General features: G+C 71.3%; 24 protein-coding genes. 10 read left to right on the top strand and 14 right to left on the bottom strand.

Annotated elements, in window-relative coordinates:
• Positions 1 to 171: 171 nt before the first annotated feature.
• From ACU6P3_RS15085 to ssd, 4 genes are read right to left on the bottom strand one after another with little or no spacing between them, the layout of a single operon-like run.
• Positions 172 to 921 carry a type II secretion system F family protein gene (locus ACU6P3_RS15085; RefSeq protein WP_447197899.1) on the bottom strand — a complete coding sequence of 250 codons (750 nt, stop codon included), beginning with the start codon at positions 919 to 921 and terminating at the stop codon, positions 172 to 174.
• A 26-nt stretch (positions 922 to 947) separates the two neighbouring features.
• Positions 948 to 1,838, bottom strand: a complete 891-nt coding sequence (locus ACU6P3_RS15090; RefSeq protein ID WP_447197553.1) for a type II secretion system F family protein — start codon at positions 1,836 to 1,838, stop codon at positions 948 to 950.
• Positions 1,835 to 3,010, bottom strand: coding sequence for a TadA family conjugal transfer-associated ATPase (locus tag ACU6P3_RS15095; RefSeq protein ID WP_447197554.1), 1,176 nt, complete (start codon positions 3,008 to 3,010; stop codon positions 1,835 to 1,837). The genes ACU6P3_RS15090 and ACU6P3_RS15095 overlap by 4 nt, the downstream gene beginning before the upstream one ends.
• Entirely contained in the window at positions 3,007 to 4,107 is a 1,101-nt protein-coding gene (gene ssd, locus ACU6P3_RS15100) for a septum site-determining protein Ssd (protein ID WP_447197555.1), read from the bottom strand. Before ssd ends, ACU6P3_RS15095 begins: the two co-directional genes overlap by 4 nt.
• Positions 4,108 to 4,621: 514 nt before the next feature.
• On the opposite strand from ssd, the gene ACU6P3_RS15105 reads away from it, so the two are divergent.
• The gene (locus ACU6P3_RS15105; protein WP_447197556.1) at positions 4,622 to 5,461 is read left to right on the top strand and encodes an HAD family hydrolase; all 840 of its coding nucleotides are present in this window, start codon (positions 4,622 to 4,624) and stop codon (positions 5,459 to 5,461) included.
• A gap of 394 nt (positions 5,462 to 5,855) precedes the next feature.
• On the opposite strand, the gene ACU6P3_RS15110 is transcribed toward ACU6P3_RS15105, so the two are convergent.
• Positions 5,856 to 6,746, bottom strand: coding sequence for a Fic family protein (locus ACU6P3_RS15110; protein ID WP_447197557.1), 891 nt, complete (start codon positions 6,744 to 6,746; stop codon positions 5,856 to 5,858).
• Positions 6,747 to 6,848: 102 nt separating this feature from the next.
• Between ACU6P3_RS15110 and ACU6P3_RS15115 the strand changes: the two genes are divergently transcribed.
• A complete protein-coding gene (locus ACU6P3_RS15115) occupies positions 6,849 to 7,835 on the top strand; it encodes an ATP-binding protein (RefSeq protein WP_447197558.1) in 987 nt (328 codons plus the stop codon).
• 218 nt (positions 7,836 to 8,053) lie between these two features.
• Here ACU6P3_RS15115 and ACU6P3_RS15120 read toward each other — a convergent pair whose 3' ends face one another.
• Complete coding sequence (locus tag ACU6P3_RS15120; protein WP_447197559.1) at positions 8,054 to 9,337, bottom strand: polysaccharide deacetylase family protein; 1,284 nt, start codon at positions 9,335 to 9,337, stop codon at positions 8,054 to 8,056.
• 521 nt (positions 9,338 to 9,858) lie between these two features.
• Between ACU6P3_RS15120 and acs the strand changes: the two genes are divergently transcribed.
• From acs to ACU6P3_RS15145, 5 genes are all read left to right on the top strand, one after another.
• On the top strand, positions 9,859 to 11,814 hold the full coding sequence (gene acs / locus ACU6P3_RS15125; protein ID WP_352088598.1) for an acetate--CoA ligase: 1,956 nt from the start codon (positions 9,859 to 9,861) through the stop codon (positions 11,812 to 11,814).
• Between the two features lie 251 nt (positions 11,815 to 12,065).
• Positions 12,066 to 13,505 (top strand): Na+/H+ antiporter NhaA, encoded by a 1,440-nt coding sequence (nhaA, locus tag ACU6P3_RS15130; protein ID WP_447197560.1) that lies wholly within the window; start codon positions 12,066 to 12,068, stop codon positions 13,503 to 13,505.
• A 66-nt stretch (positions 13,506 to 13,571) separates the two neighbouring features.
• Positions 13,572 to 14,066: a phage holin family protein gene (locus ACU6P3_RS15135; protein ID WP_447197561.1), complete on the top strand. Its 495-nt coding sequence runs from the start codon at positions 13,572 to 13,574 to the stop codon at positions 14,064 to 14,066.
• Complete coding sequence (locus ACU6P3_RS15140; protein ID WP_447197562.1) at positions 14,063 to 15,148, top strand: alpha/beta fold hydrolase; 1,086 nt, start codon at positions 14,063 to 14,065, stop codon at positions 15,146 to 15,148. The genes ACU6P3_RS15135 and ACU6P3_RS15140 overlap by 4 nt, the downstream gene beginning before the upstream one ends.
• Positions 15,149 to 15,335: 187 nt before the next feature.
• A complete protein-coding gene (locus ACU6P3_RS15145; protein WP_344269973.1) occupies positions 15,336 to 15,518 on the top strand; it encodes a hypothetical protein in 183 nt (60 codons plus the stop codon).
• Positions 15,519 to 15,723: 205 nt separating this feature from the next.
• On the opposite strand, the gene ACU6P3_RS15150 is transcribed toward ACU6P3_RS15145, so the two are convergent.
• The 3 genes from ACU6P3_RS15150 to nth form a co-directional block, all read right to left on the bottom strand.
• The gene (locus ACU6P3_RS15150; protein WP_447197563.1) at positions 15,724 to 16,923 is read right to left on the bottom strand and encodes a MarP family serine protease; all 1,200 of its coding nucleotides are present in this window, start codon (positions 16,921 to 16,923) and stop codon (positions 15,724 to 15,726) included.
• A 203-nt stretch (positions 16,924 to 17,126) separates the two neighbouring features.
• Complete coding sequence (locus ACU6P3_RS15155) at positions 17,127 to 17,861, bottom strand: NUDIX hydrolase (RefSeq protein WP_447197564.1); 735 nt, start codon at positions 17,859 to 17,861, stop codon at positions 17,127 to 17,129.
• Positions 17,862 to 18,217: 356 nt separating this feature from the next.
• On the bottom strand, positions 18,218 to 19,075 hold the full coding sequence (gene nth, locus ACU6P3_RS15160) for an endonuclease III (protein ID WP_344269967.1): 858 nt from the start codon (positions 19,073 to 19,075) through the stop codon (positions 18,218 to 18,220).
• Positions 19,076 to 19,402: 327 nt separating this feature from the next.
• Between nth and ACU6P3_RS15165 the strand changes: the two genes are divergently transcribed.
• Positions 19,403 to 20,077, top strand: a complete 675-nt coding sequence (locus ACU6P3_RS15165) for a Crp/Fnr family transcriptional regulator (RefSeq protein ID WP_030353254.1) — start codon at positions 19,403 to 19,405, stop codon at positions 20,075 to 20,077.
• Positions 20,078 to 20,208: 131 nt separating this feature from the next.
• Here ACU6P3_RS15165 and ACU6P3_RS15170 read toward each other — a convergent pair whose 3' ends face one another.
• The 4 genes from ACU6P3_RS15170 to sp36 all read right to left on the bottom strand — a co-directional run bounded on the left by ACU6P3_RS15170 (position 20,209) and on the right by sp36 (position 22,719).
• Positions 20,209 to 21,039, bottom strand: a complete 831-nt coding sequence (locus ACU6P3_RS15170) for an MBL fold metallo-hydrolase (protein WP_447197565.1) — start codon at positions 21,037 to 21,039, stop codon at positions 20,209 to 20,211.
• The gene (locus ACU6P3_RS15175; protein ID WP_447197566.1) at positions 21,036 to 21,980 is read right to left on the bottom strand and encodes an NUDIX hydrolase; all 945 of its coding nucleotides are present in this window, start codon (positions 21,978 to 21,980) and stop codon (positions 21,036 to 21,038) included. Before ACU6P3_RS15175 ends, ACU6P3_RS15170 begins: the two co-directional genes overlap by 4 nt.
• Positions 21,981 to 22,063: 83 nt before the next feature.
• Complete coding sequence (locus ACU6P3_RS15180; RefSeq protein WP_344269959.1) at positions 22,064 to 22,561, bottom strand: RidA family protein; 498 nt, start codon at positions 22,559 to 22,561, stop codon at positions 22,064 to 22,066.
• The gene (sp36, locus tag ACU6P3_RS15185) at positions 22,558 to 22,719 is read right to left on the bottom strand and encodes a Sp36 family protein (RefSeq protein ID WP_075033571.1); all 162 of its coding nucleotides are present in this window, start codon (positions 22,717 to 22,719) and stop codon (positions 22,558 to 22,560) included. The genes ACU6P3_RS15180 and sp36 overlap by 4 nt, the downstream gene beginning before the upstream one ends.
• A 195-nt stretch (positions 22,720 to 22,914) precedes the next feature.
• On the opposite strand from sp36, the gene bagA reads away from it, so the two are divergent.
• Both bagA and bagB read left to right on the top strand, forming a co-directional pair.
• Positions 22,915 to 23,880: an ATPase BagA gene (gene bagA / locus ACU6P3_RS15190; protein ID WP_447197567.1), complete on the top strand. Its 966-nt coding sequence runs from the start codon at positions 22,915 to 22,917 to the stop codon at positions 23,878 to 23,880.
• Positions 23,877 to 25,283, top strand: a complete 1,407-nt coding sequence (gene bagB, locus ACU6P3_RS15195) for an ATPase BagB (protein ID WP_447197568.1) — start codon at positions 23,877 to 23,879, stop codon at positions 25,281 to 25,283. Before bagA ends, bagB begins: the two co-directional genes overlap by 4 nt.
• A 596-nt stretch (positions 25,284 to 25,879) precedes the next feature.
• On the opposite strand, the gene ACU6P3_RS15200 is transcribed toward bagB, so the two are convergent.
• Entirely contained in the window at positions 25,880 to 26,224 is a 345-nt protein-coding gene (locus ACU6P3_RS15200; protein ID WP_030353248.1) for a WhiB family transcriptional regulator, read from the bottom strand.
• Positions 26,225 to 26,361: the final 137 nt, after the last annotated feature.

Genomic DNA, 26,361 nt, shown 5'->3' on the forward strand with positions numbered 1-26,361 from the left:
GCCCGCCATTCGTGTCGCGCACACCGTGCCCACCGCATCCGGTGCGTCTGCCGTGTACTCGTCCGCATGTCTGCCTCCCCGTTGGGTCGTTTGATCGTTCGCACATAAATCCCGGTCCAACGCGGCCGAACCTGTCGGCCACGGCTCGTCCGGCGGCACGCCGCCAGGCACTCAGCCGCCTGCCAGCAGGCCACTCGCCAGCCCGATGACAACCGGCGCCACCCCCACCGCCAGGAAGGCGGGCAGGAAGCACAGCCCCACCGGCGCGGTGATCAGCACCTGGGCCCGCTGTGCCCGGGCGAGGGCCCGTCGGGACCGCTCGGCCCGAAGGCCCTCCGCCAACCGGGACACCGGCTCCGCCGCCGGCGCTCCCGTCGCCCCGGCCCGCTCCAGACAGCGGGCCAGCCCGGCCGCGCCCGGTATCTCCCCGAACCTCCCCCATACGGCGGCCGGTTCGCCTCCGAGCCGCAACTCGGCGGCCGTCCGTGCCAGTCGGTCACCGACGGGCCCGCCCAACGACTCCCCCACCGCCTCCGCCGCCTGACGCGGTCCTGCCCCGACCGCGAGGCAGGCGGCCAGCAGATCGGCCGCGAGCGGCATTCGCCGCGTCATCTCGTCCGTCCGGGCGCGGTCCTCGGGCTTCCTCGTCCGCAGCCACCCACGGAGCGCGTACGCCGCCACGAGGCCCACCAGCACCCCGGCCGCACCGCCGACCAGCACCCAGCCGGTGGCCACCGCGCCCAGCGGCGGGCCCCAGCGACGCGCTCGGCTCCGCATCCCCGTCCACGTGCCGCCCCCGCCACGCCGCGCCCGCTCCACACCGAGGAGCGCCGCGAGCCGTCCCCTCACCCGTCGTTCCCGCCTGCCGGCCACCACCGCACAGCCCAGCCCGCCGACGGCGGCCAGGACAGCGGCGGCCATCCACAGCCTGCGCATGAACTCCCCCGTCACACCGTCTCCCCCTTCCGTACGATCCGGGCCGCCCACCACAGACCCGCGCCCTCCAGCAGTCCGCCCACCACCAAACAGCCCAGACCGGCGGGGGTGTGGAACAGCACCCGAAGGGGGTCCGCCCCCATCGCCCAGCCCATCGCCAGCCCCACCACGGGAAGGAACGCGAGCACGACGACCGTCGACCACGCGCCGGCCAAGTGGGCTCGCAACCCCTCTCTCTGGTCTCGCTCCGCGCGCAACACCGCCTCCAGCCGGTCCAGGCCGGCGCCCAGCCCGGCCCCGCCGTCCACCGTCACTCGCCAGCAGGCCGCCAGCCCCACGAGACCGTCCGCCCCCGGAGCGCTCCCGGCCCGTCGCAGCGCGCCGGGAACGTCCCCGCCGAACCGGGCGGCGGCCAGGACGGCGGCCTCCGCGCCACCGAGGCCACCGGTGGACCCCGCGGCGGCCGCCAGAGCACTCGCGGGCTGAAGACCGGCCCGTAACTCCCCCGCCATGGCACCGCACAGGGCAAGAACCTGGGAGGCTCGCAGATCCTCCGCCTTACGGCGCCGCCCGGACCGCAGCCGCCGCCCCACCAGCGGCACCGCCAGCACGCCACCGATCAGCGGCAGCACCGACTTCCCCAGCAGGGCGAGAACCACCGCCACCGGAAGACACAGCCACACACCGGGCACCCGACGCGCCCACCCGCGCGCCCTTCGCCTCCACCGCTCCCGCGCACACGCCCCCGGCACTCCGCCCGGCGCCGGGCCACCCGCCACGCCGGCATCCCCGAACAGCGCCCGGGCCCGCCGCAGGCCGCGTTCCTGGCACACCGTCGGCCGCACCGCGGCCACGACGCACACCGCCGCGCCCGCGAGTGCCGCCACCGACCCCCCGGTCACAGCGCATCACTCAGCGTTTCGCCCAGCAGCCGCCGCAACCGCGCCCAGCCCCGCTCGTACGCGAACCCCTCCGCGCCCCAGCGCAGCGCGGGCACCGGAACCACCAGCCCGGCGTCGTCCCGCTCCAGCACATGCACTTCGGCGATCCGCCGGCGCCCGGAACGGTCCCGTACGAGGTGGATCACCACGGACAGCGCCGCGGCGAGCTGGCTGTGCAGCGCGGCCCGGTCGAGCCCCGCCGCCGTCCCCAGTGCCTCCAGCCGGGCGGGGACGTCCGCCGCGGTATTGGCGTGCAGAGTGCCGCAGCCACCTTCATGCCCTGTATTGAGGGCGGCCAGCAACTCCGTGACCTCGTCACCGCGCACCTCCCCGACGACCAACCGGTCCGGGCGCATCCGCAACGCCTGTCTGACGAGGTCCCGCAGCGTCACCAGGCCCGCGCCCTCCTGGTTCGCCGGGCGGCCCTCCAGCCGCACCACATGGGGATGGTCCGGTCTCAGCTCCGCGGAGTCCTCCGCGAGCACGATCCGTTCCCGCTCGCCGACCAGCCCCAGAAGGCTCGACAACAGGGTCGTCTTGCCTGTGCCCGTCCCGCCGCTGATGACATAGGACAGCCGGGCCTCGATCAGCGCCCGCAGCACCCGTTCCCCACCGGGCGGCACGGTCCCCGCCGCGGTCAGCTCCGCCAGCGAGAACGCCTTCGGCCGCACCACCCGTAGCGACAGACACGTCGAGCCGACCGCCACCGGCGGCAACACCGCGTGCATCCGTGTGCCGTCGGGCAGCCGGGCGTCCACCCAGGGCCGGGCGTCGTCCAGCCGGCGCCCCGCCACGGCGGCCAGCCGCTGCGCCAGCCGCCGCACGGAGGCCGCGTCCGCGAACGACACGGACGTCGGCTCCAGGCCACCGCCGCGGTCCACCCACACCTGGTCGGGCGCGGAGACCAGCACGTCCGTCACCGACGGGTCGGCGAGCAGCGGCTCCAGCGGTCCCGTCCCCACCAGCTCGCACCGTAATTCCTCCGCCACTCCCAGGACTTCCGTGTCCCCGAGCAGCCGGCCCTGGGCGCGCAGCGCCGCCGCGACCCGGGCCGGCGTGGGCTCGGCCCCGCTCTCCGCGAGCCGTTGCCGTACGGCGTCGAGCAGTCCGCCGCCCGTCGTCACGGCGCTCATGACACCACGCTCCCGTCCCCGGCCAGGGCCCGCTCCCAAAAGGCCGTACAGAACCCGGCCAGCGGCCCGCGCGCACGGGCGCCCGGCGGCATCGCACCCTGGTCCCGGGCGTCGAACAGCCCTGGCTCCAGGGGCAGTTCACCCACCAGCGGCAGCCGCAGCGCGTCGGCGATCCACCGGCTGTCCAGCCCGGGCGCGTACGGTCCGCGCACCACCACCCGCAGGTCGCGCAGCACCATGCCCACTGTCGAGGCCACCCGCCGCGCCGCCGCGACGGCGCGCAGCTCGGCCGGCACCACCAGCAGCCCCACGTCCAACTGCGCCAGGGCCTCCACCACGGCCTCGTCCACCCGGCGCGGAAGGTCCACGACCACCACACCACCGCCTCGGCGGGCGGCGGCCAGTACCGACCGCATGGCCTCCGGCCGCACCACCACGGCATCGCCGCGATCCCAGCTCAGCAGGCGGAGCTCATGCAGACGGGGCAGCGACTCCTCCAGCGCACCGCCCGCGACCCGCCCCTTGGAGGCGGCGAAATCCGGCCATCTTCGACCGGCCTCCCGCTCGCCTCCGAACAGCACATCGAGCCCGCCTCCCAGAGGATCACCGTCGACGAGCACCGTCCGCCGGCCCGCTCGCGCCGCCGTGACCCCCAGGGCACAGGCCAGCGTGGAAGCTCCGGCGCCGCCCCGCCCACCGATCACACCGACCGTGACGGCCTGCCGTCCCACACCCTCGGCCGCGTCCGCGATCCGGTCCACGAGCCAGCTCTCCGCATCGGGGAGCCGCAGCACGCACTCGGCGCCGATCTCCACCGCCCGCCGCCACACGTCCGGATCGTCCTGGTCCCGCCCGACCAGCAGCACGCCCTTCCGTCGGGCGGCGCCCCGGCAGCGGGCGGCGGCGTCGTCGCCGACGAGCACCAGCGGCGCCTCCTCCCAGCTCGCCTTCCGCTCGGGCACCGTGTGGTGCACCTCCGGATCGGCACCCGCGGCGGCACACAGCCTCAGCAGATCGTCGAGCAGCTCCGCGTCCTCGGTGACGATCAGCGGTCCGGTCCGCCGTTCTTCGGCGCCCGGTGAACGATCGGAAGTCATGGATCCCACCACGATCTCCGCCCCCCCTATCTCCGTCCGGATCCGGGATGCGCGAGTGCTTCTCGCGCGATCTCGGAGTGATCCGGTATCTGCGATTCCGGCTACCGCGAACTTCGCCGGCCGGAATCACCGTGCGGCAGAACGGAAAATCGTGTGGATCTTGCTTGAAAACTGTGGACAACCGGCCGGTTGTGAATATCCCGGTAGCTCATACCGGTGACTCCCGGAGAGCAGCGCATCAACTACGCACAGTGACGGGTAGAGGGCCGACAACCGCCGGGCTCGCGCGGCGCGCGAAAGGGGGGAGAGTGGGTCTGGAGGCCGGAAAACACGTCCGGACATGCGACGACCCCCGCCGGGGGGGAGAGCGGGGGTCGTCCCCAGGGCCGACTCGGGGGGGGAGGAGCCGGACCCGGTTAGCACGGTCGCGAACGATCCGTGACTTCCATGGTGTACCCGAGAGCCTTCTCAGGCAAACCCACGCGCCCCACCTTACGCCGAATGGTGGGCGCATATGCTCGGCCCCGTGGAAAACCACTCCTTGCCGCGCACAGCAGCCTTCTTCGACCTGGACAAGACGGTCATTGCGAAGTCATCGACCTTGACCTTCAGCAAGTCGTTCTACCAAGGCGGCCTGATCAACCGCCGCGCCGTACTGCGCACCGCATATGCACAGTTCGTCTTCCTCGCCGGCGGCGCCGACCACGACCAGATGGAGCGGATGCGGGAGTATCTCTCGGCCCTCTGCAAAGGCTGGAACGTGCAGCAGGTCAGAGAGATCGTCGCCGAGACCCTGCACGACCTGATCGACCCCATCATCTACGACGAGGCGGCGTCCCTCATCGAGGAGCACCACACCGCCGGCCGCGACGTGGTGATCGTATCCACCTCGGGAGCGGAGGTCGTCGAGCCGATCGGTGAGCTGCTCGGCGCCGACCGGGTCGTGGCCACACGGATGGTCGTCGGCGCCGACGGCTGCTTCACCGGGGAGATCGAGTACTACGCGTACGGACCGACCAAGGCCAAGGCGATCAAGGCGCTCGCCGAGTCGGAGGGATACGACCTCTCCCGCTGCTACGCGTACAGCGACTCCATCACCGACACCCCGATGCTCGAGACGGTGGGGCACCCGCACGCGGTCAACCCGGACCGGGCGCTGCGCCGGGAGGCGACCGCACGGGAATGGCCGATTCTCGTCTTCAATCGCCCCGTCCGGCTCAAGCAGCGGTTGCCCACGTTCAGCATGCCGCCCCGCCCTGCGCTGGTCGCCGCGGCGGCGGTGGGCGCGGCGGCCGCGACCGCCGGCCTGGTCTGGTACGCCAGCCGCCGTCGACCGTCAGCGCCCGCCTCGTAGACCAAGAGCGCCTGCCGGGACGGTTATCGGGAGCAGCCCGCGGACCGGTCTGTTTCTCCTGTTTGAACCTAAAAGTAAAGAAGTTCGGGCAGGGCTTTCGCATCAGTGGGCTCAGGAGTACAAAGGAATCAACGGCCCGCGAGACCAGTGGACATCCGAGAGGATCACCCGTTAACGCATAGGCCCCACGGACCGAGCACGAAAACGGAGCACCCACGCGACGTCGACCCGTCGATTACGGGCCAGCCGCACCAGGAGACGGGCGAAGTACCCGGCCTGATGGGCAATACATCGAGGACGCCTGGTAACTCCGTGGACGTGCCAGCGGCGGCGCCGGAAGGTGCCGCCGCATTTTCCGTGACCGGAGCATCCGCCCCACCCCGGGTTCCGACGCTCACGCGGCGCCGCGCTGAAGCGCCTCGCACACCGCCGTGGACTCCCTCACTCCCAGTTCGACGGCGCGTCCGCAGTGTGTGATCCACCGGGCCATGCCGTCCGGGGTCCCCGAGAGATACCCCTCGAACGCGGCGGCGTACGCCGCGCGCCCCAGCTCCGCGTGACCGACCTCCGCCGGGCAGACCGACTTGGGATCGAGGCCGCTGCCCACCAGGACGACACGCTCGGCCGCCCGCGCCACGAGGCCGTTGTACGAGCCGAAGGGCCGCAGTGCCAGCAGCTCGCCGTGCACGACCGCCGCCCTCACCAACGCGGGTGCCCCGCTCGCCGCGAGCACCAGCTCCGAGAGGCCCTCCAGTCGTCCGGCCACTTCCGCCGCGTCCGGCAGCGGGGCTTCGGTCAGCGGACCGGTCACCTCACCGCCCTGAACCCCGCCGGGAACCTCCACGACCGGCTCGCCCGCCAGGCGGGGCCGCCCCACCGTCTCGTCCGGGACGCCGGCGCCGCCGGCCGCCACCAGGTGCAGTCGCGCGAGGACCCGCAACGGGGACTGGCTCCAGATGGAAAGGAGTTGACCGGCCTCGGCGTTCAGCCGCAGGGCCGCGCCGACCGTACGGGCCTCGGCGTCGGCCCCGAAGTCGCCACGCCTGCGCACCTCTTCCAGCGCCCAGTCGGCACCGGACAGCGCCGCGGAGCCGCGCGCCGCGCGCAGGGCCGCCTCCGAGGCGACCTCGCTGCCGCGACGCCGCATCACGCGGTGACCGTAGACACGGTCGACGGCCCTCCGTACGGAGTCCACCGCGTCGGGGACCCCGGGCAGCGAGGCAAGCGCGGCCAAGGGGTCTTCGGGCCGTGGCGCGGACGAAGCGTCAGGGGCACTCGTACTCATAGGTAGGGAGGCTACGCGCCCAGGGCGTGCGCCCCACCTTGGAGTGGTCTTCCTCACCCATTACCCTCACCCTTCGAAAGAGAGCGACTACTCTACGCGAACATGAAGATCGCTTTCGTGGGCAAGGGCGGCAGTGGCAAAACCACGCTGTCCTCGCTCTTCATCCGTCATCTGACCGCCAACGAAGCTCCCGTCATCGCGGTGGACGCCGACATCAACCAGCACTTGGGGGCCGCGCTCGGGCTGGACGACGCGGAGGTGGCGGCACTGCCCGCGATGGGCGCGCATCTGCCGCTGATCAAGGACTACCTGCGGGGCGGCAACGCTCGGATCACCTCGTCCGAGTCGATGATCAAGACGACACCGCCGGGCGAGGGATCGCGGCTTCTGCGCGTCGGCGAGGACAACCCGGTGTACGAGGCGTGCGCGCGTACGGTGCGGCTGGACGACGGGGATGTCCGGCTGATGGCCACCGGCCCCTTCACCGAGTCCGACCTCGGGGTGTCCTGCTACCACTCCAAGGTCGGCGCGGTCGAACTGTGCCTCAACCACCTGGTCGACGGTCCGCACGAGTACGTGGTGGTGGACATGACGGCCGGGTCGGACTCCTTCGCCTCCGGGCTGTTCACCCGGTTCGACCTGACGTTCCTGGTGGCCGAGCCCACCCGGAAGGGGGTCTCCGTCTACCGCCAGTACAAGGAGTACGCACGGGACTTCGGCGTCTGCCTGAAGGTCGTCGGGAACAAGGTGCAGGGCCGCGACGACATGGAGTTCCTCCGCACGGAGGTCGGTGACGACCTGCTGGTGACGGTCGGGCAGTCCCCGTGGGTCAGGGAGATGGAGAAGGGCAGGCCGGCCCCGTTCGACCGGCTGGAGGTGGACAACCGCCGCGCGCTCCAGGTCCTCCAGGACGCGGCGGAGGACTCGTACGAACAGCGCGACTGGGAGCGGTACACCCGGCAGATGGTGCACTTCCATCTCCGCAACGCCGAGAGCTGGGGCAATGCCAGGACGGGCGTCGATCTCGCGGCGCAGGTCGATCCGGACTTCGTCCTGAGCGAGGCGCTGGCCGCCCCGCAGCCCACCTGACCGCACCTGTCCGTCGCGCCGTCCGAACCGCGCTCCCGGCCGCGCCGACCGCACGGCACGGGCCAGCGCCGTTCGGCGGCATCACCGGATCCGCACCGTCCGGCCCGCCCGGCCCGCCCCGGCTCGTCGCGACCGGGACCGGGGCCGGGCCGGCACGGCGTGCGTTTCAAGTGGCAATGCGCGGCACGCTTACGTCGGTGCCGTACGTGCTGTCCGGCTCAGTGCCGTACGTGCTGCCCGGCGTGGGCGGCCGCGCGGCCCGACGCGGGTGCGGGGGAAGCCGGGGCCGGGGTGGCCGTGTACCGCTCCCAACCGCCCTCGGGCGCCTGCCCGACACGGAGTGCGCGCAGTTTGTCCAGGGTCTTCGGGTCCTGTGCGTCGAGCCAGTCGACGAGTTGGCGGAACGAGACACACCGCACGTCCTTCTGCCCGCAGACCGCCTTCATCGTTTCCTCGATCGCCCGCATGTACGTGCCGCCGTTCCAGGATTCGAAGTGGTTCCCGATGATCAGGGGGGCGCGATTGCCCTTGTGGGCGCGGTCGAAGGCCTGGAGCAGGCCGTCCCGCATCTGGTCGCCCCAGTACTCGTGCTGCGAAGGATCGCCGCTGGCCGTGCCGGACTGGTTGTACATGAAGTTGTAGTCCATGGAGAGCGTCTCGAAATCACGGCCGGGCACCGGAACCAACTGCAGGGGGATGTCCCAGAGGCCGTCCTTCTTCTTCGGCCAGACCTGGTTGCCGATACCGCTGGAGTCGTAACGGAAGCCCATCGTCCGCGCGGCCCGCATCATGTTCTTCTGCCCTTCCAGGCAGGGAGTTCGGCCGCCGATCATCTCCTTGTCGTAGTCGAAGGGCAGCGGCGGCTCGTTGTTCAGGCCCGCATTGGTCTTCCAGTTCTTCACGAAGGACTTGGCCTGTTTGATCTCGCTCCGCCACTCCCCGACGGACCACTGCCCGACACCGCCCTCCTTCCCGCAGAAGTGACCGTTGAAGTGCGTGCCGATCTCGCTGCCGTCGCGCCACGCTCCGCGCAGCTCCCGCAGCGTGTTCTTGATCCCGTCGAGGTCGTTGAAGCCGATGTCGGAGCTGCCGCGCGGGTGCTGGGGCGGCTCGTACAGCGATGCCTTCTCCTCCGGGAGCAGGTAGACACCACTGAGGAAGTACGTCATCGACACGTCGTACTTCTTTCCCACCTCCCGGAAGTGGGAGAAGAGTTTCTGGCTGTCCTCGCCCGCGCCGTCCCACGAGAACACCACGAACTGCGGTGGTTTCCGGCCCGGCTTGAGGCGCGCCTGTTCGGAACGGTGCGGTTGCGGGCCGGTGTACGCCGTCGAGCCGTCGCCGATGAGCCGGACGACGTTCTTCGGTGCCCCGTGTGCCCCTTTGGCGCCATGGGCTCCGGCACGTCCTTCCGGGGAGCCGGAACCGGAGCATCCGGCGACACCGACGGCGAGCGCCGTGACGGCGGCACCGAAAGCGACTCTGTTCGTGGCGGCCAGCATCCGCGCACCCTCTTCCTTCGAGTTCTCGTACCGAAGTGCCGGGCGGCGGCGGTCCGGCCGGCGCCGAGCGCCGACAACGTCCCATCAAGAATGAAGATATGAATAAACGACAAGCCGTATGAAATTACTAATCACTAGCACAGGTGAATAACTACGCTATTTGCCTCGAATATCTCACCAAAATTTTTACCGTCCATTACGATTCATTTACCGATTCTTGAATCAGCCAAGGAAGCGCGCCGCTCCAGGCGGCGCCGCGCGCGAGGTGGTGTACGGGTCCCGGACGTGCCCCAGCCGGTCGCGCGCCTGAACCGCTCCCGCGCCCCGTCCGTGAGAGTGTGTGCCCCCTTCCCCCGCGCCCCGGGGGAGCGGGCCGCCCTCCGCCGGACCGGGCGTCACCTTGGAGGGCGCGCCGTGCCATACAGGTCTAAACCAATTTTCCGGAAGACCCCTTGTCACCCGGCCACTCGACTGATGAGCTGGTCAGGGACACATAGGACGCCCTGGGAAAGGGAGATGTCGTGAGCAAAGAAAGCCTGGCCAACCTGCTCAAGGAGGAGCGGCGGTTCGCACCACCGGCCGAACTCGCCGCGCACGCCAATGTGACGGCGGAGGCGTACGACCGGGCCGCGGCGGACAGGCTTGGTTTCTGGGCCGAGCAGGCGAGGCGGCTCACCTGGGCCACCGAACCGACCGAGGTCCTGGACTGGTCCAACCCGCCGTTCGCGAAATGGTTCGCCGACGGCGAGCTGAACGTCGCCTACAACTGCGTCGACCGCCATGTGGAAGCCGGCCACGGCGACCGGGTCGCGATCCATTTCGAGGGCGAGCCCGGCGACAGCCGCTCGATCACCTACGCGGACCTGAAGGACGAAGTCTCCCGCGCCGCCAACGCGCTCACCGAACTCGGCGTCCGCAAGGGGGACCGGGTCGCGGTCTACCTGCCGATGATTCCCGAGGCCGCGATCACCATGCTGGCCTGCGCGCGGATCGGGGCCACGCACTCCGTCGTGTTCGGCGGCTTCTCCGCCGACGCGGTCGCCTCCCGTATCCAGGACGCCGACGCCAAGCTGGTCATCACCGCCGACGGCGGCTACCGGCGGGGCAAGCCCAGTGCCCTGAAGCCCGCCATCGACGCTGCCGTCGCCAAGTGCCCGCAGGTCGAGCGGGTGCTGGTGGTCCGTCGTACAGGCCAGGAGACCGCGTTCGACGCGGCACGGGACGTGTGGTGGCACGACATCGTGGGCCGGCAGTCGGCGGAGCACACCCCGGAGGCGTTCGGCGCCGAGCACCCGCTCTTCATCCTCTACACCTCGGGGACGACGGGTAAGCCCAAGGGCATCCTGCACACCTCGGGCGGCTATCTCACCCAGGTCGCCTACACCCACCACGCCGTCTTCGACCTCAAGCCGGAGACGGACGTGTACTGGTGCACGGCCGACGTCGGCTGGGTCACCGGCCACTCGTACCTCGTGTACGGCCCGCTCGCCAACGGCGCCACCCAGGTCATGTACGAGGGCACCCCCGACACCCCGCACCAGGGCCGGTTCTGGGAGATCGTCCAGAAGTACGGGGTGACGATCCTCTACACCGCGCCGACCGCGATCCGTACGTTCATGAAGTGGGGCGACGACATCCCCGCCAAGTTCGACCTCGGCTCGCTGCGCGTGCTGGGTTCGGTCGGCGAGCCGATCAACCCCGAGGCGTGGATCTGGTACCGGGAGAACATCGGCGCGGGCAAGGCCCCGGTCGTGGACACCTGGTGGCAGACCGAGACCGGCGCCATGATGATCTCCCCGCTGCCCGGCGTGACGGAGACCAAGCCGGGCGCGGCACAGCGCGTCCTGCCGGGTATCTCGGCGACAGTGGTGGACGACGAGGCCAACGAGGTGCCGAACGGAGGCGGCGGCTACCTGGTGCTGACCGAGCCGTGGCCCGCGATGCTGCGTACGATCTGGGGCGACGACCAGCGGTTCGTCGACACGTACTGGTCCCGTTTCGAGGGCGCGTACTTCGCCGGGGACGGCGCCAAGAAGGACGACGACGGGGACATCTGGCTGCTCGGCAGGGTCGACGACGTGATGCTGGTCTCCGGCCACAACATCTCGACCACCGAGGTCGAGTCCGCCCTGGTCTCCAACCCCAAGGTCGCCGAGGCCGCGGTCGTCGGAGCGGCCGACGAGACCACCGGGCAGGCCATCGTCGCGTTCGTCATCCTGCGCGGCAGCGCCACGGTCGACGACGGGCTCGTGGCGGAGCTGCGCGACCACGTCGGGTCCGCCCTCGGCCCCATCGCCAAGCCCAAGCGGATCCTGCCGGTCGCGGAGCTGCCGAAGACCCGTTCCGGCAAGATCATGCGGCGCCTCCTGCGGGATGTCGCCGAGAACCGCGAGCTCGGAGATGTCACCACCCTCACCGACTCGTCCGTCATGAAGCTCATCCAGAGCCAGCTGCCGTCGGCGGCGAGCGAGGACTGAGCGGCCCGGTCCCGCCGAGGGACGAGGGGGCGCCCGGCACGACGCGCGCCGGGCGCCCCTCGGAAAGCGCCACTTCCCGTCCCGGGCCGGGGGCTGCCCGTCGTGGTCGAAGATCGCCCTGTGCGGTTGTCCGACGTCGCGGGTAGGGTGAGTTCCACGTCAACAACTCAACAAGACGTTCAGGGTGCGCCGGGAAGTCTGGTCGGCATGTGGTAAGTCGTGTCCGCCTACCGTCCCGGAGGTCTCCGCCCGTGCCCGCTCCCGTCCCCACCGCTCGTAAGGCCGCTGCCTCCGGCCGTAAGTTCCTCGGCCGCCTGCCGCTGCCCGAACGGACCTATCTCGCGGACGCGCTCCGTACCGAAACCGTCGGCGGGGTACTTCTCCTCATCGCCGCCGTCGCCGCCCTGATATGGGCGAACACCCCGTTGAGCGGCAGCTATGAAGCCGTACGCGACTTCCACGCCGGTCCCGGCGCGCTGGGGCTCGACCTCTCCGTGCAGCACTGGGCGGCCGACGGCCTGCTCGCCGTCTTCTTCTTCGTCGCCGGCATCGAGCTCAAACGCGAACTGGTCGCCGGAGAGCTGCGCGACCCCAAGGCCGCGGCCCTCCCCGTCATAGCGGCGCTCTCCGGCATGATCGTGCCCGCGCTCATCTACGTGCTGGTCAACAACCTCGGCGGGGGATCGCTCGGCGGCTGGGCCGTCCCGGTCGCCACCGACATCGCCTTCGCGCTCGCCGTCCTCGCCGTGATCGGCACCTCTCTGCCCTCCGCGCTGCGTGCCTTCCTGCTCACCCTCGCCGTCGTCGACGACCTCTTCGCGATCCTGATCATCGCCGTCTTCTTCACTGGGGAGCTGAACTTCGCGGCGCTCGGCGGCGCCTTCCTCGGCCTCGCCCTCTTCTGGCTGTTGCAGCGCAAGGAGGTGCGTGGCTGGTACGTGTACGTCCCGCTGGCCCTCGTCATCTGGGGCCTGATGTACAACAGCGGTGTCCACGCCACCATCGCCGGCGTCGCGATGGGCCTCATGCTGCGTTGTGTACGGCGCGAGCACGAGGACCGTTCGCCCGGGGAGCGCATCGAGCACCTGGTGCGGCCGCTGTCGGCCGGGCTCGCCGTACCGCTGTTCGCCCTCTTCTCCGCGGGCGTCTCGGTCTCCGGAAGCGCGCTCGCCGGCGTCTTCACCCGGCCGGAGACGCTCGGCGTGGTCCTCGGGCTGGTGGTCGGCAAGGCGGTCGGCATCTTCGGCGGTACCTGGCTGGCCGCGCGCTTCACCAAGGCCGAACTCAACGAGGACCTCTCCTGGCCCGATGTCCTCGCCCTCGCCTCGCTCGCCGGAATCGGCTTCACGGTCTCCCTGCTCATCGCCGAGCTGGCCTTCACCTCCGACCCCGTCCTCACCGACGAGGTGAAGGCCGCCGTGCTGGCGGGCTCCCTGATCGCCGCCGTCCTTGCGACGGTCCTGCTGAAGCTCCGGGTCCGTACCTACCGCGCGCTGTACGAGGAGGAGGAGCGCGACGAGGACCAGGACGGTGTCCCGGACGTCTATGAACAGGACGATCCCGGGTACCACCTGCGCATGGCCGAGCTGTACGAGGCGAAGGCCGCGGAGCACCGGGCCCGTGCCGCGGAACGCCGTCGGCTGGCGGAACACGCGGGGCCGTCGCACGATGACGACGACAGTCCGGCATGATCTGACCACGGACCGATGGTCGAGCAGAGATCTACGGTCGAGCAGAGCGAGAAGAGGGAGTCACCGATGAGCGACCCCGGCAGGCACGGCGCCGACACTGTCAGGACCGGCACGGTGGTCGAGCCCGTCAGCAGCGACCGCACCATCGGACAGCTGGTCGCCACCGCGACCGCCGAGATGTCCGCCCTGGTGCACGACGAGATCGCCCTGGCCAAGGCCGAGCTGCGCCAGGACGTCAAGCGCGGCGCGTCCGGCGGCGCGGCCATCAGCATCGCCGGTGTCCTCGCCCTGTTCTCGCTGCCGGTGTTCAGCTTCGCCGCCGCCTACGGGATCCACAACCTCGGGCTGGGACTCGCCTGGTCCTTCCTGATCGTGGGCGGGGCCTATCTGGTGCTCGCGGGGGTGCTCGCGCTGCTCGCGCGGAGCAAGTTCAAGAAGGTCAAGAAGCCGGAGAAGAGCATCGCCTCCGCCAGGCAGACGGCGGCCGTGCTCCAGAACGCGAAGCCGCATCCGCGCGAGGGCCAGGACCACGGCCGGACTGTGGCACGCTCGTCCACATGACCGCCCCTGATTCCGACCGGCCGGACAGCACTCCCCCGGACCGGTCGACGCCCCCGGACCGGTCGACGCCCCCGGACCGGTCGACGCCCCCGGGCCCGTCGGTCCCCTCGGGGTCGTCGGTCCCCTCGGGGTCGTCGGCGTCCCCGGGCCCCTCCGCGCACGGCGCGACGACGCCCGCCTCGGCCGTACGCCTCGACGGGCCGTGGACCCACCGCGATGTGGCGGCCAACGGCGCGCGCTTCCACATCGCCGAGATGGGTGACGGCCCCCTGGTACTGCTGCTGCACGGCTTCCCGCAGTTCTGGTGGACCTGGCGACACCAGCTGCCGGCCCTGGCGGAGGCCGGTTATCGCGCGGTGGCGATGGACCTGCGCGGCGTCGGCGGCAGCGACCGTACGCCTCGCGGTTACGACCCCGCCAACCTGGCCCTCGACATCACCGGCGTGGTCCGTTCGCTCGGTGAGCCCGACGCGGCGCTCGTCGGCCATGACCTGGGCGGCTACCTCGCCTGGACGGCGGCGGTGATGCGTCCCAAGCTGGTGCGCCGGCTCGCCGTGACCTCGATGCCGCACCCGCGCCGCTGGCGCTCGGCGATGCTCTCCGACTTCGCGCAGAGCCGGGCCGGGTCGTACATCTGGGGCTTCCAGCGGCCGTGGCTGCCGGAGCGTCAGCTGGTCGCGGACGACGCGGCGCTGGTGGGGCGGCTGATCCGGGACTGGTCGGGGCCGAAGCTCGCCGACGACGAGGCGGTCGAGGTGTACCGACGCGCCATGACCATCCCGTCGACCGCGCACTGCTCGATCGAGCCGTACCGCTGGATGGTGCGTTCGATGGCACGCCCCGACGGCGTCCAGTTCAACCGGCGCATGAAACGTCCGGTGCGGGTGCCCACGCTCCAGCTCCACGGGTCGCTCGATCCGGCGATGCGGACGCGCAGCACGGCGGGGTCGGCAGAGTACGTGGAGGCGCCGTACCGCTGGCGGCTGTTCGACGGGCTGGGGCACTTCCCGCACGAGGAGGACCCGGTCTCCTTCTCCTCGGAGCTCATCCACTGGCTGAAGGACCCCGAGCCGGATCGCTGACAAACCGACAAGCCGACAAGGCGTCGGCCTCCGGCCGTGAACCGACAGGCGCCCACCACGGCGGCGGTGGGCCGCCTGGCCCCATGGTGTGAACGCTTGTCCTACGAACAGCCAATTGCCGCCCGCATAGGCCAATTGGCCCTCCCTCTGGCGGTTACCGACCATGGGGCCCGGGAAACGTCGGGGTATGGGCTGGACGCACGACTACGGTGACGCAGCAGCACGCAACCGCCGCTCGGCCTCTGCGCCGATCACCCACAAGAGGGGCGGTCCGGGAGACCAGGGAGACGATCCCCGGCTCGGCATTTCCCTCATCCTCCGCCGCAGGGCCCGCTGGGTGTCGGCACGGCTGCGTCATCAGCGTACGTAGCGCTTCCGCGAACGGTTGTCGGGTGTATGCGACCGATTGTCGCTGTGCTGCCGCCCGTTCGGGCCCGGTTGCCGCCGGCCCGGGCTCCCGAGCGCTCGCGAGCGCGACGAAGTCACCACACCGCTCGTGGGCGCCGCAGGTCGGCGACGCCCACGACGAGCGGTGACGGCCTCGCCGCACACAGCCCGAGCTCACGCAGCCCGGGCTACAGCGCGCACTGCTGGGTGTCGACCTGCTGATTGGCCGCCCGGCCGAGCGTGATGTCCTCGCGGATCTCATCCGCCGTCAGCGCGTAGCCGGTCTGGGCGTCGTCCAGCGACCTCGCGAAGATCACTCCGTACACCTTGCCCTCCGGGGTGAGGAGCGGGCCGCCGGAGTTGCCCTGGCGCACGGTCGCGTAGAGCGAGTAGACATCGCGGCGCACCTCACCACGGCGGTAGATGTCGGGCCCGTTGGCGTCGATACGGCCCCGGACGCGCGCGGAGCGCACGTCGTACGCCCCGTTCTCCGGGAACCCCGCGACGATCGCGCTGTCGGACGTCTTGGCGTCCGTGTCCGTGAACTGGAGCGGGGTCGCGGGGAGGTTCGGCACGTCCAGCACGGCGATGTCGCGCTGCCAGTCGTAGAGGACGACCTTGGCGTCGTACAGCCGGCCTTCACCGCCTATCTGGACCGTGGGCTCCTCCACGCCGCCGACCACGTGCGCGTTGGTCATCACGCGGCGCTCGGAGAAGACGAAACCGGTGCCTTCGAGGATCTTTCCGCAACTGGAGGCCGTGCCGACGACCTTGACGATGGACTTCTGGGCTCGGGCCGCGACCTCGCTGCCCTCGAGCGCCGGGTCCGGCGGGCTGACCTCGGGGATGGGCTCGTTGGCGAAGGGGCTGAAGACCTGCGGGAGGCCGTTCTGGGCCAGGACGGACGAGAAGTCGGCGAACCAGGTGGACGCCTGGGTCGGCATCACCCGCGAGACCCCCTCCAGCACCTGTGAACTGCGGACCTCCTTGCCGAGCGTGGGCAGCGGGGTCCCGGCGAGCGCGGAGCCGATCAGCCAGGCCACCATCAACATGGCCACGACATTGACCAGCGCCCCGCCGGTGGCGTCCAGGGCACGGGCGGGCGTCCAGGTGATGTGCCGGCGCAGCTTGTTGCCGAGGTGCGTGGTGAACGCCTGCCCGACCGAGGCGCAGACGATCACTATGACCACCGCGACGACGGCGGCCGTGGTGGAGACCTCGGAATTCTGAGTGATCTTCGCCCAGACCATGGGCAGCAGGTAGACGGCGACCAGGCCGCCGCCGAGGAATCCGATCACCGACAGGATGCCGACGACGAAACCCTGGCGGTAGCCGACGATCGCGAACCATACGGCGGCGAGCAGCAGCAAAATGTCCAGCACGTTCACCGTCAATAGCCTCGCTTGCCTCGCGGATCGGTCTCCGGGTGCCTGGCCCGGGGGGCGGTACGAACACCCGTTACGGGTGGTCCCGGACGGATGGCCGGGTGGGGTCCGGCCCGGCCGAGCGGTGTCACCGGACCCGGCGACGTCGACGGGCCGCACGTGTCACAGTCCCGGGCAGGGCGGGGATGAGCATGTGAGTCAGCCTGTCATGCCCGCCAGTCCAACGAGACGTGCCTGGCCCGGTCCCACGGCCGCTCCCACCCCGCGAAGTGCAGCAGGCGGTCGATCACGCCGGCGGTGAACCCCCAGACCAGGGCCGAGGCGACCAGGAAGGCGGGGCCCTGGTGGCCTCTGGGGTGCAGGGCGGTCGCCCGGTTGGCGGGGTCCGTGAGGTCCGCCACGGGCACCGTGAAGACCCGGGCCGTCTCGGCCGGATCGACGACGCCGACAGGGCTGGGCCTGCGCCACCAGCCGAGCACGGGAGTCACCACGAAACCGCTCACCGGGATGTACAGCTTCGGCAGCACCGCGAAGAGCTGGACGCCCGACGGATCGAGGCCGGTTTCCTCCTCCGCCTCCCGCAGCGCGGCCCGCAGCGGCCCCGCTCCCTCCGGATCCCCGTCCTGCGGGTCGAGGGCGCCGCCGGGGAAGGACGGCTGGCCCGCGTGCGAGCGCAGGCTGCCGGCCCGCTCCATGAGCAGCAACTCGGGGCCCCGGTCGCCCTCACCGAAGAGGATGAGCACGGCGGACTGCCGACCGCCGCCGCCCGCCGGCGGCAGGAACCGGCTGAGCTGTTCCGGCTTCACGGTCCGCGCGGCGCGCACGACGGGCGCGAGCCAGTCGGGCAGCCCGTCTGCCGTGACCGTGACGGCATCAACGGCGCCGACGGCACCAACGACCTCCGCCGCGGGTCCGTCGTAAGTCTCTCCAGCGCACGTCATAGGCACCCCTGTCGTACAACGCCTGGCCCTACAACGGCTGCCGTCCACCGGATCGTTCCGCCCGAGCGCGGCTCCACCGGCCCACTCCCCATCCGACTTCCCTCCTTCATGCCTTCATACGGCCCCGGTCCGGTCCGTGCTCACCGGCACGGGCCGAAGCCGCGTGCGTCCCGCGCGTGTCCCGTGTTCCTCCCGGGCCGCACGCCGGGCTGCCGGGCCCCTCCCCGCCGTACGGGCTTCCCTCGGTGCATGTCCCGCGCGGCCGGATCTCATGCCGGGTCCTCGCTCCAGGCCCTCGCTCCGTGGCCCCGGTCCGTGGCCTCGGTCCGTGTGCCCCGGTCCGTGTGCCCCGGTCCTCATGCCGGGTCCGCCGTGGCGCCCAGGGGCGGCGCCGGCCTGCCCGGGTAGTCGGGAGGAGGACTCAGGCGCTGACCCGGATATCCGCCCATCTCGTACTTGAGCAGCTTCTTCGCCTTCTCCGGGTCCGTCTCGCCCTCTCCGTACGACGGGCACAGATGCGCGATGGGACAGGCGCCGCAGGCGGGCTTGCGGGAGTGGCAGATGCGGCGGCCGTGGAAGATCACCCGGTGCGAGAGCATCGTCCACTCGCTCTTGGGGAAGATGTCCGCGATCTCCGCCTCGACCTTCTCCGGATCCTCCTGCTCGGTCCATTTCCAACGGCGGACCAGGCGGCCGAAATGCGTGTCGACGGTGAGCCCCGCGACACCGAACGCGTTGCCGAGGACGACGTTCGCCGTCTTGCGGCCGACGCCGGGCAGGGTCACCAGGTCGGACAGGGTGCCCGGCACCTCGCCGTCGAACCGGTCCCGCAGAGCGGTGGACAGCCCTATGAGGGACTTCGCCTTGGCGCGGAAGAAGCCCGTCGGCCGGATGACCTCCTCCAATTCCTCCGGCACGGCCGCGGCCATGTCCTCGGGCGTGGGGTACTTCGCGAAGAGGGCCGGCGTGGTCTGGTTGACGCGGAGGTCGGTCGTCTGGGCGGAGAGCACCGTCGCCACCAGCAACTCGAACGCGTTCCGGAAGTCCAGCTCCGGGTGGGCGTACGGATAGACCTCGGCCAGTTCACGGTTTATCCGGCGGGCCCGGCGGACCATCGCCAGTCTCGATTCCGGCTTACCGGCCGCACGTTTTGCGGCTTTTTTCGGTTTCGCCGAGGGTTGTTCGCCCACAGCGGAATTACGCTCCGCGGACACTCTTCCAGCCCCCTTGGCCTGCGCTGTCGCCGGACTGTCACCGGCTGGTCGGAACACTCGGCCAGCGTAAAGCCCGGCGCTGACATCCGTCCCGGGCCCGGCCGGTCGCCACCCGAATCGGCCCCCGGGGCCCGGCACGGCGGGCCCATAGGTCAGACTTGTGACTGATCACATGGTTTCGCGCAACCGGAATCCGGTAGATGGGCGAAGCAGCCCAGGATGCCAAGCCACCCGAGAAGAAGCGGCAGGTACGGCATCATGGGGACGACGGTCCCCGGAGCAGGTGGGGACCACAGTTCCCTGAGCAGGTCGACAAGGAGAGAACACGTGGACGACGTTCTGCGGCGTGCCCCGCTCTTCGCGGCGCTCGATGACGAGCAGGCGGCGGAGCTCCGCGCCTCGATGAGTGAAGCGACGCTCGCCCGCGGTGATGCGCTCTTCCACGAGGGCGATCCCGGCGACCGGCTGTACGTGGTCACCGAGGGCAAGGTCAAGCTCCACCGCACCTCCCCGGACGGCCGCGAGAACATGCTGGCCGTACTCGGCCCCGGCGAGCTGATCGGTGAGCTGTCCCTGTTCGACCCGGGCCCGCGCACCGCCACAGCCAGCGCGCTGACCGAGGTGAAGCTCCTCGGCCTCGGCCACGGCGACCTCCAGCCCTGGCTGAACGCGCGCCCGGAGGTGGCCACCGCTCTGCTGCGCGCCGTCGCCCGGCGGCTGCGCAAGACCAACGACCAGATGTCCGACCTGGTCTTCTCCGACGTTCCGGGCCGGGTGGCCCGTGCGCTCCTCGACCTGTCGCGCCGCTTCGGCGTGCAGTCGGAGGAGGGCATCCACGTGGTGCACGACCTGACCCAGGAGGAGCTGGCCCAGTTGGTCGGTGCCTCCCGCGAGACGGTCAACAAGGCGCTCGCCGACTTCGCGCAGCGCGGCTGGCTGCGGCTGGAGGCACGCGCGGTGATCCTGCTGGACGTCGAGCGGCTGGCGAAGCGCTCGCGCTGATCACGCGCCGTTCCCGGGAATCCCTCGTCCCGGGAACCTCTCCTTCCTGGAGATCTCCCGTCCCTGGAAATCTCCGGATCCGGGGCCCCGCGACCCGGGAGTCCCTGGAGCCGGAGACCCCTACCGGGGCCCTAGATGAGGCCGTGTTCGCTCAGGTACTCCAGTTGTGCCCGCACCGAGAGCTCGGCCGCGGGCCACAGGGACCGGTCCACCGCCGCGTACACCTCCGCCACCACCTCGGACGGTGTACGGAGGCCGTTCTCGACCGCGGTCTCCACCTGGGCGAGCCGGTGCGCCCGGTGGGCCAGGTAGAACTCCACCGCGCCCTGGGCGTCGTCCAGGACCGGGCCGTGGCCCGGCAGGACCGTACGGACCCCGTCGTCGACCGCGAGGGAGCGCAGGCGACGGAGCGAGTCGAGGTAGTCACCGAGCCGGCCGTCCGGATGTGCGACGACCGTCGTCCCGCGGCCGAGGATCGTGTCACCGGTCAGGACGGCGCGATCGGCGGGCAGATGGAAGCAGAGCGAGTCGGCGGTGTGCCCGGGGGTGGGTACGACGCGTAGTTCCAGGCCGCCGGTGGTGATCACGTCGCCCGCCGCCAGTCCCTCGTCCCCGAGGCGCAGCGCGGGATCCAGTGCGCGAACGGACGTACGAGTGAGTTCGGCGAACCGTGCCGCGCCCTCCGCGTGATCGGCGTGCCCATGGGTGAGCAGGGTCAGCGCGACGCGCTTGCCGGCCTTTCCCGCGGCGGCGACGACCGCTTCGAGGTGTACGTCGTCGAGCGGGCCGGGGTCGATGACGACCGCCAGCTCCGAGTCCGGCTCCGAGACGATCCAGGTGTTGGTGCCGTCGAGGGTCATCGGAGAGGGATTCGGGGCGAGCACGCTGACGGCACGGACGGTAGCCGGTCCGGACAGCACGGAGCCGCGCGGCTGACCGGGGAGGGCGGCCGCGTCGGTCATCGGCCCTCCCCGAGACGGCCGGCGGTCCGGGAGGACCGGGGCACGGCGGTACGACCGGGCGCCACGTCCCCGGAGGCGGCCGAGGGCGTCGCGTCGACACGTCTGGTGAACTCGTCGTGGCCCGGCCAGCTGAGCACCAGTTCCTCGCCCTCCAGCCGGGCCGTCGCCAGCACCGGCGCCAGATCCCGCCCGGCCGCGGCGGCCAGCGCCTCGGCGACGGTGCCGTACGGCCGGAGCTGACGCAGCGTCGAGATGGTCGGCGGCATCATCAGCAGCTCACCCCTGTCGTACGCCTCCGTCGCCTCGGCGGGCCGGATCCACACCGTGCGGTCGGCCTCGGACGAGGCGTTCCTGGTCCGCTGCCCGGTCGGCAGGGCGGCCACGAAGAACCAGGTGTCGTAGCGTCGCGGCTCGAACTCCGGCGTGATCCAGCGCGCCCACGCGCCCAGCAGATCACTCCGCAGCACCAGCCCGCGCCGGTCCAGGAAGTCCGCGAAGGACAGCTCACGGTCGACCAGGGCGGCCCGGTCGGCCTCCCAGTCGTCACCCGTGGTGTCGTCCACCACGGTCCGTGCGGTCGCCCCGGCGAGCAGGACGCCCGTCTCCTCGTACGTCTCCCTGACCGCCGCGCACACGACGGCCTGGGCGGACGCGGCATCGACGCCGAGGCGCCGCGCCCACTCCGCCCGGTCGGGGCCCGCCCAGCGGACGAGCGGGCCGTCGTCACGCGGATCGACCCCGCCGCCCGGATACGCGTACGCGCCGGCCGCGAAGGCCATGGACGTACGGCGGCGCAGCATGTGGACGGCGGGCCCGCCCAGCTCGTCCCGCAGCAGCAGGACGGTCGCGGCCCGCCGGGGCGTCACCGCCACGATCTCCCCCGCGGCGAGGGCACGGATCCGCTCGGGCCACTCGGGCGGGTACCACTGACCATTGGGCATGGCCGGATGCTATGCGCTCACGCCAGGATGTTCGAGGGGCTGTCGGGGCCGTCGGGGCCGACAGCCCCGTCGGCCCGTCGGTCTCAGTCGTCCGTCAGCTCGACCTGGAGCTCGACCTCGACCGGCGCGTCCAGCGGCAGCACGGCCACGCCCACGGCGCTGCGCGCGTGCACGCCCTTGTCGCCGAAAGCCCGCCCGAGCAGTTCACTCGCGCCGTTCAGGACCCCTGGCTGGCCGGTGAAGTCCGGGGCGGAGGCCACGAAACCCACCACCTTGACGATTCGCGCGACGCGGTCGAGGTCGCCGATGACGGACTTCACCGCGGCCAGTGCGTTCAGCGCACAGATCTCGGCGAGTTTCCTCGCCTCCTCCGGGGTGACCTCCGCGCCGACCTTGCCGGTGGCCGGCAGTTCGCCGTCCACCATCGGGAGCTGCCCGGCCGTGTAGACGTACGCGCCGGTCCTGACGGCCGGCTGGTAGGCGGCCAGCGGCGGGACGACCTCGGGCAGCGTCAGCCCCAGCCCGGCGAGGGCGGTCTCGACGGCTCCCGGGGCGCCCACGGCCCCGGAGGCCGCACTCACGCGGACTTCTCCCGCTTCAGGTACGCCACGAGCTGCTCGGGGTTGTTCGGCCCGGGGACGACCTGGACGAGCTCCCAGCCGTCCTCGCCCCAGGTGTCCAGAATCTGCTTGGTCGCGTGCACGAGAAGGGGCACGGTCGCGTATTCCCACTTGGTCATGCAGCCGACTGTAGCCGCACCGTCCGACAGCCCCGTGCCGAGCCCGCCGATCTCCCCGTGTCCGGAGCCGCCCGAGCCGCGGGCCTCCTCCTCTCGCGGTCCGCCGGCCTCCCCCGCGGTCCGCCGGCCTCCTCGCTCGCGCTCCGCCGGCCTCCTCATGCGTAGCCCACGGCCTTACTGGTTAGGCTCGCATACGTGAGCAGGCTCCAGGTCGTCAGCGGCAAGGGCGGTACCGGTAAGACGACGGTCGCCGCCGCCCTCGCGCTCGCCCTCGCGACCGAGGGCAAGCGCACCCTCCTCGTGGAAGTCGAGGGCCGACAGGGCATCGCACAACTTTTCGAGACGGAGGCGCTTCCCTATGAGGAACGGAAGATCGCCGTCGCTTCGGGCGGCGGCGAGGTCCACGCACTCGCCATAGACGCCGAGCGCGCGCTTCTCGACTACCTCCAGATGTTCTACAAGCTCGGCAGCGCGGGCCGCGCGCTCAAGAAGATAGGCGCGATCGACTTCGCGACGACGATCGCGCCGGGCGTACGGGACGTCCTGCTGACGGGCAAGGCGTGCGAAGCGGTGCGCAGGCGCGACAAGCAGGGACGGTTCGTCTACGACTACGTCGTGATGGACGCGCCGCCCACCGGCCGTATCACCCGTTTCCTGAACGTGAACGACGAGGTCGCGGGGCTGGCCAGGATAGGGCCGATACACAATCAGGCGCAGGCCGTCATGCGGGTCCTGAAGTCGCCGGAAACGGCCGTCCATCTGGTGACGCTGCTGGAGGAGATGCCGGTCCAGGAGACCGCGGACGGCATCGCCGAGCTGAAGGCGGCCGGGCTCCGTATCGGCAATGTGATCGTGAACATGGTGCGGCCCCACCTCCTCGACGAGGCCGCCGTCCGCGCGGCGGCCGGGGACCACCGCAAGGAGGTCGCCAAGGCGCTCGCGTCGACCGGGGTGGCCGCGCCCACCAAGCTCGTCGGCCCCCTCCTCGAACAGGCCGCGGAGCACGCCCAGCGCGTCGAGCTGGAGCGCGAGCAGCGAGCGGTCCTGACCAAGCTGGGGCTGCCCACGTACGAACTCCCCCTGATCGGCGAGGGAATGGACCTCGCCGGGCTCTACCGGCTGGCGGGGGACCTACGGCAACTTGGAGAGGCCTTCGCATGACCCTGGACGCGGCCGTCGCCCCGCTCGACGTCGATCCGCTGCTGGACGACCCGGAGACACGCATCATCGTGTGCTGCGGTTCGGGCGGCGTCGGCAAGACGACGACCGCGGCGGCCCTCGGACTGCGGGCGGCGGAGCGTGGCCGGAAAGTGGTCGTCCTGACCATCGACCCCGCCCGCCGACTGGCCCAGTCCATGGGGATCGACTCGCTCGACAACACACCGCGCCAGGTCAAGGGCGTCGAGGGCAGCGGCGAACTGCACGCCATGATGCTCGACATGAAGCGGACCTTCGACGAGATCGTCGAGGCCCACGCGGACAAGGACCGGGCCCGCGCCATCCTGGAGAACCCCTTCTACCAGTCCTTGTCGGCCGGTTTCGCCGGTACGCAGGAGTACATGGCGATGGAGAAGCTCGGGCAGCTGCGGGCCCGCGACGGCTGGGACCTGATCGTCGTCGACACTCCCCCGTCGCGCTCCGCGCTGGACTTCCTGGACGCGCCGAAGCGGCTCGGTTCCTTCCTCGACGGGAAGTTCATCAGGGTGCTGATGGCTCCGGCGAAGGTGGGCGGCCGGGCCGGGATGAAGTTCCTGAACGTCGGCATGTCGATGATGACCGGGACGCTCGGCAAGCTGCTGGGCGGTCAGTTCCTACGGGACGTCCAGACGTTCGTGGCGGCGATGGACACGATGTTCGGCGGGTTTCGCACACGCGCGGACGCCACGTACCGGCTGCTCCAGGCGCCGGGTACGGCGTTCCTGGTGGTCGCGGCGCCGGAGCGGGACGCACTGCGGGAGGCCGCGTACTTCGTGGAACGGCTGGCCGCCGAGGGGATGCCCCTGGCCGGTCTGGTGCTCAACCGCGTCCATGGCAGCGGCGCCGCGCGCCTGTCGGCCGAGCGGGCGCGCGCCGCGGCAGAAAATCTTGAAGAGGGGCGCATTGTGGATCAACGAGGCGGGAAAGCTGTTGATCGTGGCGCCGATGCCCCGGACAGCTCCTCCCCCGCAGCGTTCGAGGCGCATGAGGCCCCCCAAGCCCCCGCATCCGCCGGAGCCACCACGTCGTCCGAGCCCTCCCAGCCGTCCGAGTCGTCCGAGTCAACAGATCCACCGGAGCCGTCCGATCCGTCTGCGACGGGTTCTACGCGCGCGCCCGCGTCCATGTCCGCGCCGACGTCCGCTGCCTCCGCCACCACGGTGGAACAGCTGACTGCGGGTCTGCTGCGGCTGCACGCCGAGCGCATGCAGGTACTCGCGCGCGAGGAGCGCACGCGCGATCGTTTCACCGCTCTGCATCCCGAGGTGCCCGTGGCCGAGGTGGGCGCCCTGCCCGGCGACGTTCATGACCTCGCCGGGCTGAGGGCGATCGGCGACCGTCTCGCGGCCGGTCGGGCTGCGACCTGAGCCACGGCAGTCGCCGGTGACCAGTGGCCGGTGCGGCTGATCGAGCCGCGACGGCCGTGACGTACCGCGTGCGTTGCGTACGACCACACACGTTGCGTACGAGCACGCGCAAGACTCCGATTGCGGACGGCGCGGAAGGCGCACGACTGTCCCGCTCGGTGCCCGCGGCGGACGGCACCGCGCACATGGCCCGACGCGCCTTGGGGATCGAGGCGCACCGAACCGAGCACTGCCGCCCGCCCTGGGCAGACCGACCACACCGCTGTTCAAGCACCCGGCGGACACCCGCCCTGTGCAGGGCACAGGCACTCGGCGTCCAGCGTCCGTCGCTCGCGCGGCTTACGCGGGACAGCCCGTACACGCATGGCCCGCACGCGCCTGGCCCGCACGCGCCTGGCCCGTACAGCGCGACCGTCCGTACACACCACGGCCCGCACGTACGGAACGGACCACGCGGGCCGCACCGCAGCCCGCCGACGCTCGCCGCCCGCCGCACCAGCCGGCCGTACGAACAGGTCACCCGCGCAAGCAGGTCGCTCGTACGGATCAGCCGGCTGCCCGGGGCTTGGCCGCGGTCCTTGTCGGCGGCGGCCGGCCTACCCCACCGCCGCGTAGGTCTCGTACGTCTCGTCATCCTCCAAGCCCACCGGCAGCAGACCCGCGCTGCGCTCGTACTCCGTACGAGCGGTCTCGAGCAGCCGTCGCCACGAGGTGACGGTCGGCCGCCTGCGCAGCAGCGCCCGGCGCTCGCGCTCCGTCATTCCGCCCCAGACACCGAACTCGACGCGGTTGTCGAGCGCGTCGGCCAGGCACTCGGTCCGCACCGGGCATCCGGTGCACACCGCCTTGGCCCTGTTCTGCGCCGCACCTTGAACGAACAGTTCGTCCGGATCGGTAGTGCGGCAGGCAGCCTGCGCACTCCAGTCGGTTACCCAGCCCATGCTGGCGCCGTCCTCTCCCGAATTGAGGCTCCCCCACGGCGGCACCGGCATATTCACCGTTGCCAGTTGAGGACGTTACGGAAGGTGGGCACAGCGCAACACCCCCGTCGGGCCCAATCTTGAATGGCCCGAACGGA

Source organism: Streptomyces hebeiensis (assembly GCF_052983195.1).